Here is a 15,097-nt window from a genome sequence, read left to right as displayed (position 1 = left end):
GTAGCAATACGGTATAATGTGAGTTGAAAAGGATTTCGTTATTCATGAGATATACCCCGACACTAAAATTGAGCACTCGATTGGTCGCATTTGTCACTGTGATAGTGATCAGTGCGATGTTCATTCTTTTTATTGGTGGCACACTTTCCTTTAAGCGTATCGGACAGGAATATTTAGACCATTATTTGGTTGGTATTGTCGACGTTGTAGATAAAGAGATGGAAGATCCTGACGCCGCGTATTCGATGCAACGTTGGATGCCTAAGATGTTGCAGGCGAGCAATATTGTTGAGATGAAACTCTCAAACCAGACTGGCATCGTTTATCGTTTCAAAGATACCTCCCCACAAATTGATCCCAACCGTCTTTATGAAAGAAGCTTCATTTTAGAGCGCAATGAAGGTTATCGAATCGAGTTTAAAGCATTGCCTCCTTATATTGGTTATAGCTACTCAATGGAAGCAATGTGGTCAATTACTTTGGCAGTTGCATTGATCCTTTTCTGTCTGGCTCGTGGTGTTCGTTGGTTGAAGGAACAGTTGATGGGTTCTGAGATCTTGGAAGAGCGAGGAAGAATGATCCTCGCTGGGCAAGTTGAGGCTCATGCAAAGGGAGATGAACTTGAATGGCCATACACGGCAAGTGAAGCCTTGGATGTCTTGATCGAAGAGCTGCAAGATGCTCGTCAAGAAAGAAGCCGCTTCGATACCTTTATTCGTACCCATACCTTCCTAGACAAACTTACAGGCACGGCAAATCGAGTCTTATTCGATAACAAGCTTGAATCGGCTTTGCATGAAAGCGGTGCTCGAGGTGGTGTGTTATTGATACGTATCGACGAATGGGAGCAAGTTCGTGATGTTAATGACAAGCAAATCACTGACGGCTTTATTATCGAAGTTGGCGAAGTATTGTCGAATATTGTTCAACGCTATCCTGATGTCATTTTTTCTCGTTATTACGATGCTGATTTTGCCGTATTTATTCCGCATCAGGGGGCTAAAGATATTGCTACCTTGGCGGCTCAGTGTTTAAGGCAGTTAGACAAGCTAACCCCGCCGGAACCTTTAGATTCTGATAATTGGTGCCATATTGGCGTAACCATGTATACCGAAGGTGAGCGTCACAGTCAGATCATGGATGAAACGGAAACAGCATTAAAGAGTGCCCAGCTGGAGCGTATTAATAACTGGAGCCGTTACCCTAAGCAGAATACAAATGAGTTGGATAGAGGCAGTGTTCGTTGGAGAACATTATTGGATAAAGCGCTGCTTCCTGAAAATTTAGTAATCTTTGCTCAGCGATGTTATCTTATGCCGGAATCTGGTCAAGCTAATGAATTACATAGAGAAATATTCACTAGAATTCAGGATCCTGATAAAGGTTTATTGAAATCGTCTCGATTTATGCCTGCGGTAGAGCAAGTGGGTTATCAAGCTCAAATGGACCAATCGGTTCTAAAGGTGTTGCTGAAATCGCTGAAAGAGTCAACTCAGCCTCTCAACTATTCGGTGAATCTGAATGTTACTCCATTTGCGAATAAACAGCATTTTAAGTGGTTTAGAAGTGAGTTGTTACAGCTCTCTGCTCAGCACCGCTCTCAGCTTGCGTTTGAGTTTCCAGAAGGGCACTTGATTGCCCATCTTGATTATATGAGACCGGTGGCAAAGATGCTGCGAGGTTTAGGGTGTAAAGTGGTGGTTGGCCAAGCTGGACGAACCATTGTTAGCACTCACTATATAAAAGACTTAAAGGTCAATTACATTAAGCTTCATCGAAGCTTAATAAAGAAAATCGATCAAAGGCATGAGAACCAACTGTTTGTCCGAAGCTTAATTGGGGCATGCGGTGACTCCCCAACTCAAGTTATTGCCGTTGGAGTCGAGACAAAACAAGAAAAGAACACCTTGATAGAGTTAGGCATTAACGGCTATCAAGGGAGATATTTCGACGAAGAACAACAAATTATCCCTTTGCCTAATCAAGCTGAAAAGGTCGCGAAAGCGGAATCTGTTGTGAAAGTTGGACGAAGAAATCGATGGCGTAAGAGTAGTAGTTAACAATGAATTTTAAAGCGATTTTAGACAAGATAAAGCCAACGAATAATAAAGACAGCTCTCAAGTTGTCATGTTAGGCAACGATGCCATTTATATTTCATCGACAGAACAAGAACCTCAAGTAACCAGCATTCCCGTGGTTAATGGGGACTGGGAGAGTGCGCTAAAAAAATCGCTTAGCAGTGAGGCGTTTACCAGTAATAGCCTCCAGCTGATTGTCTGTGCTAACTACTACCAAACCTACCAAATTGATAAACCGGACATTCCAGAGAGTGAATGGTCGGTTGCCTTGCCTTTTTTACTCAAAGATCTTGTTTCTGAAAGAGTGACTGAAATTATCGCGAGTGCGGTCGCGTTACCGACGTCGAATAAGCTGCAAGTGTATGTTCTGCCTAAGAAACTGTTAGACAAGCTTTTGAATATTGCTAATTCGGTTCAGGTTGAATTAATAGGCGTTGCTCCTGAAGATGAAATCTGGGGTTACAGTGCTGGCGAACTGTCTAATTTCATCCTTTTGCAGCGCAGTGCCAATTCACACTTTAAGCTGGGTGCGTTTGTTGAAAATACCGTTTGCTTTCAAAGAACCATCCGTAGTGTTGTTCCACCTTTAACGGGTGTTGCATCAAGCGCTCTGCAGTTAGATGGTCTTGCTCTAGAACTCCAACGCTCGATTGATTACCTTTCTTCTCAAATCAAAGGTACTCAACTTCATCAGTTGAAAATCTGCTGTGATGAGGAAGATGAGTCTGAGTTACAAGGCGCGTTAAATAACACATTGAGTTCGACAGTTTCTCTACTCGTTGAAGGTGAGCGTGATAATTCAGAGGGCTTGTTGGTTAAGCTCGCGGCTGAAAAAGAGGCTTTTAATGTCAATCTTTACCCTGAACATCTCAAGCCTAAGAAAGAATATTTTACGCTGACCAATGTTATTGCGAGTTGGGGGCTCGTTTGTGTACTGCTACTTGGTGGTTACTTTGTAATGCAGTATCAAGCTTCTAATCTAGATAAAGCCCTAACAGCTTTGCAACATGACTCGAACCAGCTTAACAAACAAGTTAACCAATTGAATAGTAAGTTAACTCAGCATAAACCGTCTCCAGAGAAAGTAGCGGCAGTTGCGCGTCTCAAACGTGAGACTCAGGCTAAAAAAGAGGCTTTGAAGGCGGTAGGACAATACGACGAATCACAACAAGTCGGGTATTCTGGCGTCATGAATTCCTTAGCTAAATTAGGCCGAAATGACATCTCTCTTTCGCACATCTACATGACTCACGATACTTTAGATCTTAGTGGCTTTGCTCGTAACGCAAATGTGGTTCCTAACTGGATTGGTCAGTTTAAAAGTGAGCTTAATTTAGTTGGACGTGCTTTTGAAAAACTAAAAATTGGTCGCAATGATCAGGATGTGGTGACGTTTGAGCTAAGTACTCGCAGGGAGAGTAAATAATGCAGCAGTGGAACCAGCTCAGCGATAAGTTTCTTGCATTAAGTCAGAGAGAAAAATGGCTACTTTTCGTGTGTGGTTTTGTTGGCCTATTCATGTTGTTGTTCACTTTGTTGGTTGAGCCTGCGTATCTCGATTTACAGGCTAAAAATGCAAAGACGATGAATCTGACTCAGGCAAACCAGAGACAGCAAGGTGAGTTGCTCGTTCTTCAAGCTAAGTTAAACAAAGACCCAGACAAAGACATTAATCGAGAGTACAAAAAACTGCTGGTGGAGAGCCAAGATCTGTCACTTCAGCTTTCCCAGATTGTCGATGGACTGATCACGCCTTCTCAAATGTCTCAGCTATTGGAGAGTGTTCTTAATGCCGGAAATGGACTTAAGCTCGAATCGCTAGAGTCGTTAAAACCGGAAGCGATTTCGAATAATCAAGAGACCAGTGAATATTCAGGCTACTTTCTTCACCCTGTAAGAATGGAATTAACGGGCAGTTACTTTGATATTTCCGCTTATCTTCAAGCGCTTGAGTCTCTTCCTGTCAGTTATTACTGGCGCACATTTCAGTATTCGGTCGAAGAATATCCTAAAGCTCGACTGGTGTTTGAGGTTTACACACTAGGTACTAGACAGGAGTTTATCGGTGGTTAGAACTCTTTTGTTGTCATTACTTTTTAGTAGCCAAATGGCTTGGGCCGAACAGGATCCTACGGCGCCATTAGGTTGGTTGACGCCACAACAAAAAACAACGTCAGCTAAAAAGGCGCCAACTCGTTATCGCTTACCTTCTCTAGAAAGTATTGTGTGCAAAGGCGATACACCTTGCTATGCCATTATGAATGGTCAGATTCTCGGTCAAGGAGAAACGATCAGAGGGTACCGAGTTAAGAACATAGATCCAGAATACGTCACTCTGCAGAGAAGCTCTAAGCAGTGGAAATTAGAGATGTTCTCTTTAGATGTTAAGAATAATTAAGGTTAGAGTGAAGACATGCGTAAACTTGTAGTAGCAATCCTAGTGTCATCTTTAGTCGGCTGTTCGATGGGGCATCGAGATCCCGTTGAGATCAAAGAGTCTTTAAACGAATCGATTAATGAAGCGAATAGCAAAGCGCTTCGTGATCTTCCTTCGTCGGTACAAGATGACCTGATGCCTCAGCTTAATTCTGATGCCATGTCTCCGGGTATGGAAACCGTTAAGCGTTTTCGTATTCAAGCTAAAGGTGTTGAAGCGAGAACCTTTTTTGCTAGCTTGGTAAAAGGCACTGAATACAGCGCGGCTATTCACCCTGGAGTGTCTGGAAACCTTACTCTTAACTTAACTGACGTGACGTTAGATGAAGTGTTGGCTGTTGCTCAGGATATGTATGGCTACGATATAGAAAAACGTGGCAAAGTTATTCAGATTTACCCTGCTGGTCTGCGCACGGTGACGATCCCGGTTGATTACTTACAAGTGAAGCGTTCAGGTCGCTCATTGACGACCATCACCACAGGTACAATATCTAACTCAGATTCGAATTCATCGAGCTCTTCAAGTTCGAACTCAAACTCGTCAAATTCATCCAACTCTTCTAACTCATCGAATTCGACATCGAATGGCGGAACAGAGATTGAAACGACCTCTGAAAGTGATTTCTGGCCACAGCTTGAAGCGGCAGTTGCTCACCTCATTGGTTCTGGTGATGGGCAAAGCGTAGTGGTAACCCCGCAAGCCAGTGTGATTACGGTTCGTGCTTACCCTGACGAAATTCGTGAGGTTCGAGAGTTCTTAGGTATTTCTCAGAAGCGTTTGCAACGTCAAGTTATCTTAGAAGCCAAGATCATGGAAGTCACTTTGAGTGATGGTTACCAACAGGGAATTAGCTGGTCGAATTTGTCTAAGTCGATTGGCAGCGGTGGCGTTGTAATTGATCGTCCGGCAAGTACTTTACCGCCGTTAGATGCAATCAGCTCTTTGTTAGGCGGACAAACTAACGTAACGATTTCAGATGGCAGCTTTGAAGCAGTTTTGAGCTTTATGGACACTCAAGGTGACCTTAATGTTCTATCGAGCCCGCGAGTCACGGCGGCAAATAACCAGAAAGCGGTTATTAAAGTGGGTACCGACGAATACTACGTAACAGATTTATCAAGTTCGGTCGGTAGTGGTGATGACGCGAATGTCGCACCTGAGGTTGAATTAACTCCGTTCTTCTCTGGTATCTCTTTAGATGTGACCCCTCAGATAGACGATAAAGGTAGCGTGTTCTTACATGTTCACCCAGCCGTTATTGAAGTAGAGGAAGAAGTGAAAGAGCTCAACCTAGGTTCCACGACGGGCTTGGTGCAACTTCCTTTGGCGAAAAGCTCTATTCGTGAGTCTGATTCAGTGATTCGAGCCAAAGATGGAGATGTTGTGGTGATTGGTGGGTTAATGAAATCAAATACCAGTGATGTGACCTCTAAAGTCCCATTCCTTGGTGATATCCCTGCACTCGGTCACTTGTTCCGCAACACCAGTCAATTAACTCAAAAAACTGAGCTTGTGATTTTATTGAAACCGACCATTGTAGGCGTCAATACTTGGCAATCTGAGTTGGAGCGTTCTCGAGACCTTTTACAAGAATGGTTCCCTGATGAAGAGTAGCGACTCATCTTCTCCATGTAGATTGGCAGTATCTAACTAAGCTAGGTCACTTATGTATCAAGCTCACTTTGGTTTTGAACAACTGCCATTTACTTTAACGCCGAATACCGATTTATTTTATGGTTTAGCGCCTCATTTCGAAGCGATTCAGACGGTGATCTCGGCGTTAGAAATGGGCGAGGGCGTGATTAAGGTCACCGGAGAGGTTGGTACGGGAAAAACCATGGTTTGTCGGATGTTAGTCAATCACCTAAATGATTGTACTGCTCTTATTTACCTGCCAAACCCTGTGCTCTCTGGTGCTGATTTACGCCAAGCCGTTGCGAAAGAACTGGGTTTGACTATCGATAATGAAGCAACCTTAGTTGATAACATTCAGCATAAGCTCATTGAGTTACACAACTCAGGTTTAAGAGTGGTAGCGATTCTTGATGAGGCTCAAGCTCTATCGGATGAAGCTCTCGAAACATTAAGGTTGTTCGGTAACCTTGAAACTGAAGATAAAAAACTGCTGCAAATTGTTTTATTAGGGCAGCCTGAATTGGATGTTCGATTAGAGGCTTATCACCTTAGGCAGTTTCGTCAAAGAATCACGTTTAGTTCAACACTGAGGCCGCTGACTCTCGATGAAACGGTGGCGTATATTGATAATCGGATCGCTAAATCTGGTGGCAATTCTGAATTGTTCAGTTTGAATCAAAAAAAGGCGATTTGTCGCTCATCGTTAGGTATTCCAAGATTGATAAATCAACTATGCCATAAGGCTCTTTTGCTCTCGTTCAGTGAAGATAAGAAAAGTATCGACAACCAGCACCTGTTTTCAGCCATGCATGAAACTTACGATGTATGTAAGCCTAAATTTAAAACGCCAATACTGTGGGGTTGGAATTAATTATGAGCGTCATAAATAACGCCTTGTCTGAATTGGCAAAGAAAAAGTCAGCGACTTCGATTGAAGCAGCAGTGGTGCCTAAAGTGAAAACACGCTCCCCATTGGTTTGGTTAGTGGCAGGTTTCACTCTGAGCTTAGCGATGGGCGGTTGGGCGATATCACAAGGCCCTACCGTTGAACATTCAATCTCAACTCGAGATGCACAAGTTCAGGTCTCTGTCATAGAGAGTTCTGGAGAAATGCAGAATGTTGTTACTCAAACACTCCCATCGCCAACCCAGAAATTAGTGACGCTAGATTTAACGCCCCGTTCAACAGAAAACACAGTAGCGGCAAATAAGGTTCAAGATAAGCCAACGACAACGTCGAGTACTTCTAAAGCGAGAACCCCCGACGTTACGCCTAAACCGTTAAGCACGGCTAAAGCGAGTAACACTGACATTCCAAAGCCGATTTACGTTGCTAGCGTGGCAAAAAAAGATCCGGCTCCTATCTCTAATGAGAAAGAATCCTCTGACAGTTCAGCAAATAGCGAAATGTTGATTGAGCAGGTAGAGTTAACGCCTGAGCAGTTATCAGTGAATGCACAAGGGCGAGCTCAGAAAGCACTTGATGCGAATGATCTTACTGGTGCTTTGAAAGGTTACACCGAAGCCTTGCGTTATACGCCTCGCAATGAAGAGGTTCGTCAGAAACTCGCGATTCTCTATTTTGGCAAGGGCGATACTCGCAAAGCCTACGAGCTGTTTCAATCTGGCATCAAACTTAATATCAATAGCGAAAAGCTACGGTTGGGTTTATCTAAACTGCTGGTTAAAGCTAACCAAGCAGAAGCGGCTTTAAGCCCGTTGATCCACCTGCCACCAAGTCCTACTCAAGATTATTTGGCAATGCGTGCGGCATTGAGTCAAAAATCTCAGCAAGAAGACATCGCGCTCGAGAGTTACCAAAAGTTAGTCGAGGTTGATTCAGATAATGCTCGCTGGTGGCTTGGTCTTGCGATTCAACAAGAGCGTCAACTTGATTTTTCTGCAGCAAAAGAGTCATACCAAGGTGCCTTAACCAGAATTGGAATCTCATCTCAATCGCAAAACTTTGTGCGTGACCGCTTAAAAATAATCAAAGCTTTAGAGGAGAGTGGCGATGCAAATTAGATTAAGAAAAAGGTTAGGCGATTTGCTTGTCGAAGAGGGAATCATCACTGAGGCCCAAGTTGAACAAGCTCTTGCTGCTCAAAAAAGCACCGGTCGTAAGCTAGGTGATGCGCTGATTGAACTTGGTTTCTTATCAGAACAACAGATGTTGAGTTTCTTGTCTCAGCAACTCGCTATTCCTCTCATTGATTTAAGTCGAGCCGTTGTTGATGTTGAAGCGGTGCAGCTTTTACCTGAAGTACATGCTCGTCGCCTTCGTGCATTAGTGATTGGACGCCAAGGCGATACGTTACGTGTCGCCATGAGTGACCCTGCGGATCTGTTTGCTCAGGAATCTTTGCTTGGCCAACTAGGTGACTACGCGCTTGAATTCGTTGTCGCTCAAGAAAGACAATTAGTGGATGGCTTTGATCGCTATTACCGCCGAACCAAAGAAATAGCGTCTTTCGCTGAGCAGCTTCATGCCGAACACCAAGTCAATGACACCTTTGATTTTGATATTGCTGGTGAAGACAGTGACGAAGTTACGGTCGTTAAGCTGATCAACTCGCTATTTGAAGATGCAATCCAAGTCGGTGCATCTGATATTCATATTGAGCCAGATTCAAACGTATTGCGTCTTCGTCAGCGTATTGATGGCGTGCTGCATGAAACACTGCTGAATGAAGTCAATATTGCTTCTGCACTCGTACTGCGCTTGAAGTTAATGGCAAACCTCGATATCTCAGAGAAGCGTCTTCCTCAAGATGGTCGTTTTAACATTCGAGCCAAAGGTCAGTCTGTTGATATTCGTATGTCGACTATGCCCGTGCAACATGGTGAGTCTGTGGTTATGCGTCTTCTCAACCAATCAGCCGGCCTTCGTAAGTTAGAGGCGTCAGGTATACCAAGTGATCTGTTGGTTCGACTTCGTCAACAGTTACGCCGCCCACATGGCATGATTTTGGTCACTGGCCCGACGGGTTCAGGTAAAACAACCACCCTTTATGGTGCGCTAAGCGAATTAAACGAGCCGGGCAAAAAGATCATTACCGCGGAAGATCCGGTGGAATACCGCCTTCCTCGTGTGAACCAAGTTCAGGTAAACCCTAAGATCAATCTCGATTTCTCTACTATCCTCAGAACTTTCCTTCGTCAGGATCCCGATATCATCCTTATTGGTGAGATGCGCGACCACGAAACCGTTGAGATTGGCTTGAGAGCCGCACTGACTGGCCACTTAGTGTTAAGTACGCTGCATACCAACGATGCAGTAGACAGTGCGCTGCGTATGATGGACATGGGTGCTCCCGGTTATCTTGTGGCAAGTGCCGTGAGAGCGGTAGTGGCACAGCGATTAGTTCGTAAAGTGTGTACTGATTGTAAGGTTGAGGATGAATTGGATGAACCTCGTAAGCAGTGGTTGAGCGTACGTTTCCCTAATCAAGTGGCTGTGCTATTCATGAAAGGTCGTGGTTGCCAGAACTGTAACCTAACCGGTTATCGAGGGCGTATTGGTGTATTTGAAATGTTGGAGCTAGAGCAAGACATGATGGATGCACTCAGAGCGAATGATGCGGTTGGCTTTGCTCAAACGGCAAGGCGGTCTAAAAACTACAAACCGTTGTTGGCTTCTGCGATGGAGTTAGCTTTGCAAGGTGTCGTGAGCCTCGATGAGATCATGCACCTTGGCGAAGGCGATGCTTCCGGTGCCACTGACCCAATTTATCTGTAGGGGTAGAGTGATATGCCAACGTATCGTTATGTAGGTCGCAGTTCTGATGGCAGCCAAGTGACTGGCCAGTTAGATGCGAATAACGAAGATCTTGCCGCAGAAAGTTTGATGAGTAAGGGGATTATTCCCACCTCTATTAAACTGGGTAAAAGTGGTGGTTCAGTACTGGATATGGATGTATCGAGTCTGTTCTCGCCGAATGTTCCGCTTGAAGTCTTAGTTCTGTTTTGTCGACAGTTATACAGCCTAACCAAGGCGGGTGTACCACTATTAAGGTCGATGAAAGGCCTGACCCAAAACTGTGAAAATAAGCAGTTGAAAGCGGCCTTAGAAGACGTGGTTGCTGAGCTAACCAATGGTCGTGGATTATCAGCATCGATGCAGATGCATCCCAAGGTGTTCAGCCCGCTGTTTGTCTCTATGATAGGGGTTGGTGAAAATACCGGTCGTCTAGATCAGGCTTTGCTGCAATTGGCTGGATACTATGAGCAAGAAGTAGAGACTCGTAAGAGAATCAAGACTGCGATGCGGTATCCCACCTTTGTGATCAGCTTTATTTTGGTCGCGATGTTCATTCTCAATATTAAGGTTATTCCACAGTTCTCTAGTATGTTTGCGCGCTTTGGTGTCGACCTGCCGCTCCCAACTCGTATCTTAATTGGTATGTCGGAGTTCTTTGTAAATTATTGGGGCTTAATGCTCGCCGTTATCTTTGGTCTTATCTTTGCTTTTAAAGCATGGGTTAAGACAGACAAAGGATTGGAAAAGTGGGACAGGTTACGCTTAAAAATACCCGTGATTGGTGGGGTAGTGAATCGAGCGCTACTTTCGCGATTTTCTCGTACTTTTGCCTTGATGCTAAAAGCCGGTGTACCACTGAATCAATCACTGTCGTTGTCTGCGGAAGCGTTGGATAATCGATTTCTTGAGTTGAGAGTTCAGGCTATGAAAGCCGCAATAGAAGCCGGTAGTACGGTTTCTTCAACAGCGATCAATAGCGAAATTTTCACCCCACTGGTGATACAAATGATTTCGGTTGGTGAAGAAACCGGCCGTATTGATGAGCTGCTACTTGAGGTATCCGATTTTTATGATCGAGAAGTCGATTATGACTTAAAGACCTTAACCGCAAGGATCGAACCTATTTTATTGGTGGTTGTGGCTGGTATGGTGCTGATCTTAGCTCTGGGTATTTTCCTACCGATGTGGGGAATGCTGGATGCAATCAAAGGCTAGGGAATGCTAAATAACCTACAACGCTCACGTTTTGTTATTTGGAGTGTCGTTATTCTTTTTCTTATTGTGGGGGTGCTCTCTGCCTTTAAAACGGTAGAAGAAGAAGCAACTAACACGGCATTGATCGTCGCGAGCAAGCGGATTTTAGAGCAAGCAAATTTGTTCAAACAACAGTATTTGTTATCGAGTGCTGAGCAAAACAATAGCTCGGAACATCCTAAAAGTTATAGCCGAACAGGCTGGATAATGCCGATTCAAGGAGATGAGCGAGACTGTCATTATTGGCTTGAGGAATTATACCCTCAAGAGAGCATTTTAGGGCTCAGTTCACCGAGTATTGAAGATAAAAGTGATAACATACAGTTTCACTGTCGTTATCATTATAGTGATAAGTATCAGATAGATATATTACTCAAGAAAGAAAGGTTTAGTGTGAAAGCCAATATTTTGGCTTTGTGAAAATATTGACAGTTTTTGTATGGTTTTATACGTGCGCGAATGTATAATGCGCGTTAATAATTAGATGAGTAGGTAGAAAATGCTTAAGAATCAAAAGGGTTTCTCCCTTGTCGAATTAGTCATAGTGATCGTGGTCGTTGGTTTATTGGCGGTAGCTGCTTTACCCCGCTTCCTCGACGTGACAGATGAGGCTAAAAAATCAAGTATTGAAGGTGTCGCTGGTGGTTTTGCAACCGCCGTTTTGTCGGCAAGAGCACAATGGGAAGCTGAAGCTAGACCATCTGAGAAGATTGGTGTTGAAACATATAATACTGTAAATTATGATGGTGTTGATTTTTGGTTAACAAGATCAAAGAACAGTAACAATATCGATACCGATTTTAGAGATGGCTATCCATGGACTCTGAACAACGATTCGAGCACTGCACCACAAGATATTTCAGATAAAACCTGTTCTGAGTTGATGGAAAATTTACTGCAGAACCCACCTAAAGTTGGTGCGGTTTCAGATGTTGCTAGCGACTCAAATTACAAATATTCAGCGCAAGCGAATTCAGGTGATGCAACGTGTACTTACATTCAATTAGAAGGTAACACCGAGCACCAATTTGTTTACGAAATTAAAACTGGTCGTGTGACCGTAACTTTGCAGTAAGTCTGCGTAAAATTAAACATAGAGAGAGCTTAACTATGAAAAGACAAGGCGGTTTCACCCTAATCGAACTAGTGGTTGTAATTGTTATTCTGGGTATTCTTGCTGTAACTGCGGCACCACGTTTCCTAAACCTGCAAGATGATGCTCGTACGTCTTCTTTGGAAGGCTTAAAAGGTGCAATGGCTGGTGCGGCAGGTATTGTATATGGCAAAGCTGCAATTGATGGCTTAGAGGCTGTTTCTTCAGGCCGAGCAGTCTCTGGCGCTAACGGAAATGATATTAATGTAGTGTTTGGTTACCCTGAAGCTACATCTGCTGGTATTGGCAATGCAGTATCAGGTTTAGCTGAAGATTGGACGGTAATTTCGTCTGCAACTGGTGCTATTGCATACGGCTTTGACAACAACACTACGTGTTTTGTAACTTACGCGATCGATGCTACAGCAACAACAGCTCAAGAGCCGAGAATTACAGTTACTTCTTGTACTGAGTAATTGATAGATACGATATTTAAGGCCAGCTCCTGCTGGCCTTTTTTCTATCCAAAGCACACAAAGATCAAAGCTATTCATATACATAATATCGTAAGTTTCGTTATCTTGTATAATCAGTATTCGCTAGGCAGTTAGAGGCTCATTATGGATAACAGCCCCATCTCCAAAGGCTTTACTCTGGTAGAGCTGATCATCGTTATCATTATCCTCGGTATTGTTTCCACCTTTGCCGCAAGTCGCTTCGCTGGAACCTCTAGTTTTTCTACCTTTGCTGCGCAAGAGCAGGTCATCTCTGTTATCCGTCAAATTCAAGTGAACCGAATGCAATCAAACGTTTCTGCTGCTAATGACAGTTTTCGTCTTGCAATTAATAGTAATTGTCTAGGCTCAGTAACTGCTTGTAGTTTGAATCTATCGAATAGCGCTCAAAAAGCACAATCCGATACCCGTAGTGATTATGTGAGAGAATCCGACATCTCATTTTCTCCTGCGAATACCATTATCGACTTTGATCTATTGGGTAACCCTTCGGTGAGCGCTGGGGTTAATATTACTATTAATTCAAATACCTCCAGTAATAACGCTCAGGTGTGTATTAATTCTCAAGGCTATGTACATGAAGGTACGTGCCTATGATTCGCTCACGTGGCTTTACTCTGATTGAAAGCATTGTTGCGATTATCGTATTGGGCATTGCGATGGTCACTATTACCAGCTTTTTGGCACCACAAGTTGCAAGCTCGGCCGACCCACATTATCAAAACCGTTCAGTGGCGTTAGGGCAGAGTTTGATGAATCAAATTTTGGCGCGTGGCTTTGACGAACATAGTGATTTTGATGGTGGTCTGGTGCGCTGTGGGGATGCAGGTGCGACCGCTTGTTCTGCTCCCAATGAACTCGGAGTGGATGGTTCAGAGGCAACCCCCGCAGCTTTCAATGATGTTGATGATTATATCGGTTGTTGGTACACCGATACTACGGAGTCAGCGTGTGTCTCATCAACGAAGTACCCGCTTGCTAATATCCTAGACGAAAACATTGAAGACAGTTATGCCAATTTTCGTGTTGAGGTTTCGGTGGTGTATGATCAAAACATGGACGGAACTGACGATAATACTATTGGTACGATGAAGCGCGTTGAAGTACAGATCTTTGGTGGTAATAACCGCTACAGCGTGATTGCCTATAAGGGGAACTACTAATGAAGCAACGTGGTTTTACTCTAATAGAAATGATCGTAACCATTGTTGTGGTTGCCGTCATCGGTCTCGCTATCGCAGGTTTTGTTGAATATGGCATGAAAGGGTATGTTGAGACTATTGACCGGCAAAAGGTGCAAGTGAAAGGGCAATTTGTTGTTGAGAAAATGTCGCGAGAAATCAGTCACGCGGTTCCCAACAGTTTTGATTCGAGTATTACCCCTACTTCGGCCTTTGCTCAAAAATGTCTCACCTTTTACGCTATTAAATACTCAGGCTTTTATCACCTTGACGAATCGACGGATGAGCTTGATTTTATTATCGGGCAAGACTCGCCCACGTTAGATGCTGGCGATTACCTCATTATTAATCCCACCACTTATTCTGAATTTGGATCTGGTTCGACTAAACGGATTTCAGTCTCAGGTTTAGTTTCCACGAGTAATGTGTTTACCGCTAACTCTGTTAGCCTTAGCAGCCAGTCTATTGCTCAACGCCATTATATTTATGATGAGAGTGCTTCGGTGAGTTACTGTTTAGTGAATGATACCGTTCAGAACCAAGGCCTAATTCAGCGCAATGGAATCACCGTTGCGGATAGCATCAATTATGCTCAAAGTAACTTCCGCTACGAAGAGCCAAGCTTGCAGCGAGGAGGCGTGATTCACATCGATCTTGTGCTTGAGCAAAACAGTGAAGTAAGCGTTTACCAACAAGATGTGCAGGTACTCAATGCGCCATAGAAAATCATCTCAACAAGGCAGTGTTTTGGTCGTCGCGATATTTGTTATTGTGGTGATGGGCTTCCTTGCGACTTCTTTAGTACAAGTTCAGTGGTCAAATCACGATACATTGACACGTAAGCAGCTTGGAACTCAGGCTTGGTTGCTTGCCCACTCCGCGAATGAGTGGGCACTTACTCAAGTTTACCCTTTGACGGTATCACCTGCAGTTTCAACAAGTGTGAGCACTGTGTGTAGCAACTTAAACTCAAATCAAGTGAGTAGTGGTATGTCGACTATCTGTACCGTCGATGAGTTAACTTGCAGTCAGATCGGAGTGTTAGATGGTGTTGGCTTTTTCAAAATAGAATCTACTGCCATTTGCGGTTCAGGTATTAACCAAGTGCAACGAATTCAAGAAGTTTGGGTGAGGGAGTGAGTG

16 protein-coding genes are annotated in these 15,097 nt (G+C 43.8%); all 16 read left to right on the top strand.

Going from position 1 to position 15,097, the window contains the following annotated elements; genetic code table 11:
- Positions 1-44 precede the first annotated feature (44 nt).
- Positions 45-2,060: an RNase E specificity factor CsrD gene (gene csrD, locus AACU28_RS22910; RefSeq protein ID WP_004735952.1), complete on the top strand. Its 2,016-nt coding sequence runs from the start codon at positions 45-47 to the stop codon at positions 2,058-2,060.
- 2 nt (positions 2,061-2,062) lie between these two features.
- Positions 2,063-3,505: an MSHA biogenesis protein MshI gene (locus AACU28_RS22905; protein ID WP_121603633.1), complete on the top strand. Its 1,443-nt coding sequence runs from the start codon at positions 2,063-2,065 to the stop codon at positions 3,503-3,505.
- Positions 3,505-4,152 (top strand): type 4a pilus biogenesis protein PilO, encoded by a 648-nt coding sequence (gene pilO, locus AACU28_RS22900; RefSeq protein WP_017092364.1) that lies wholly within the window; start codon positions 3,505-3,507, stop codon positions 4,150-4,152. The genes AACU28_RS22905 and pilO overlap by 1 nt, the downstream gene beginning before the upstream one ends.
- Positions 4,145-4,477 (top strand): hypothetical protein, encoded by a 333-nt coding sequence (locus tag AACU28_RS22895; protein ID WP_004735948.1) that lies wholly within the window; start codon positions 4,145-4,147, stop codon positions 4,475-4,477. Before pilO ends, AACU28_RS22895 begins: the two co-directional genes overlap by 8 nt.
- 15 nt (positions 4,478-4,492) lie before the next feature.
- A complete protein-coding gene (mshL, locus tag AACU28_RS22890; protein WP_017078840.1) occupies positions 4,493-6,130 on the top strand; it encodes a pilus (MSHA type) biogenesis protein MshL in 1,638 nt (545 codons plus the stop codon).
- 52 nt (positions 6,131-6,182) lie between these two features.
- Positions 6,183-7,022, top strand: coding sequence for an ExeA family protein (locus AACU28_RS22885; RefSeq protein ID WP_121603632.1), 840 nt, complete (start codon positions 6,183-6,185; stop codon positions 7,020-7,022).
- A 2-nt stretch (positions 7,023-7,024) separates the two neighbouring features.
- The gene (locus AACU28_RS22880) at positions 7,025-8,176 is read left to right on the top strand and encodes an MSHA biogenesis protein MshN (protein ID WP_121603631.1); all 1,152 of its coding nucleotides are present in this window, start codon (positions 7,025-7,027) and stop codon (positions 8,174-8,176) included.
- On the top strand, positions 8,166-9,890 hold the full coding sequence (locus AACU28_RS22875) for a GspE/PulE family protein (RefSeq protein ID WP_121603630.1): 1,725 nt from the start codon (positions 8,166-8,168) through the stop codon (positions 9,888-9,890). Before AACU28_RS22880 ends, AACU28_RS22875 begins: the two co-directional genes overlap by 11 nt.
- A gap of 12 nt (positions 9,891-9,902) precedes the next feature.
- Positions 9,903-11,126 carry a type II secretion system F family protein gene (locus AACU28_RS22870; RefSeq protein WP_004735942.1) on the top strand — a complete coding sequence of 408 codons (1,224 nt, stop codon included), beginning with the start codon at positions 9,903-9,905 and terminating at the stop codon, positions 11,124-11,126.
- 3 nt (positions 11,127-11,129) lie between these two features.
- Complete coding sequence (locus AACU28_RS22865; RefSeq protein WP_061025064.1) at positions 11,130-11,585, top strand: hypothetical protein; 456 nt, start codon at positions 11,130-11,132, stop codon at positions 11,583-11,585.
- Positions 11,586-11,664: 79 nt separating this feature from the next.
- Positions 11,665-12,240, top strand: a complete 576-nt coding sequence (locus AACU28_RS22860) for a prepilin-type N-terminal cleavage/methylation domain-containing protein (protein WP_102482207.1) — start codon at positions 11,665-11,667, stop codon at positions 12,238-12,240.
- 35 nt (positions 12,241-12,275) lie between these two features.
- Entirely contained in the window at positions 12,276-12,734 is a 459-nt protein-coding gene (locus tag AACU28_RS22855; RefSeq protein WP_121603629.1) for a prepilin-type N-terminal cleavage/methylation domain-containing protein, read from the top strand.
- A gap of 144 nt (positions 12,735-12,878) precedes the next feature.
- On the top strand, positions 12,879-13,370 hold the full coding sequence (locus tag AACU28_RS22850; protein WP_121603628.1) for a prepilin-type N-terminal cleavage/methylation domain-containing protein: 492 nt from the start codon (positions 12,879-12,881) through the stop codon (positions 13,368-13,370).
- Positions 13,367-13,936, top strand: a complete 570-nt coding sequence (locus AACU28_RS22845; RefSeq protein ID WP_121603627.1) for a type IV pilus modification PilV family protein — start codon at positions 13,367-13,369, stop codon at positions 13,934-13,936. The genes AACU28_RS22850 and AACU28_RS22845 overlap by 4 nt, the downstream gene beginning before the upstream one ends.
- A complete protein-coding gene (locus AACU28_RS22840; RefSeq protein WP_017086990.1) occupies positions 13,936-14,676 on the top strand; it encodes a prepilin-type N-terminal cleavage/methylation domain-containing protein in 741 nt (246 codons plus the stop codon). Before AACU28_RS22845 ends, AACU28_RS22840 begins: the two co-directional genes overlap by 1 nt.
- On the top strand, positions 14,666-15,094 hold the full coding sequence (locus AACU28_RS22835) for a hypothetical protein (RefSeq protein ID WP_017080863.1): 429 nt from the start codon (positions 14,666-14,668) through the stop codon (positions 15,092-15,094). Before AACU28_RS22840 ends, AACU28_RS22835 begins: the two co-directional genes overlap by 11 nt.
- Positions 15,095-15,097 lie beyond the last annotated feature (3 nt).

This window comes from Vibrio sp. SBT000027 (assembly GCF_963894355.1).
Classification (GTDB): domain Bacteria; phylum Pseudomonadota; class Gammaproteobacteria; order Enterobacterales; family Vibrionaceae; genus Vibrio; species Vibrio splendidus.
This window is presented reverse-complemented; position numbering and strand designations above follow the sequence as displayed.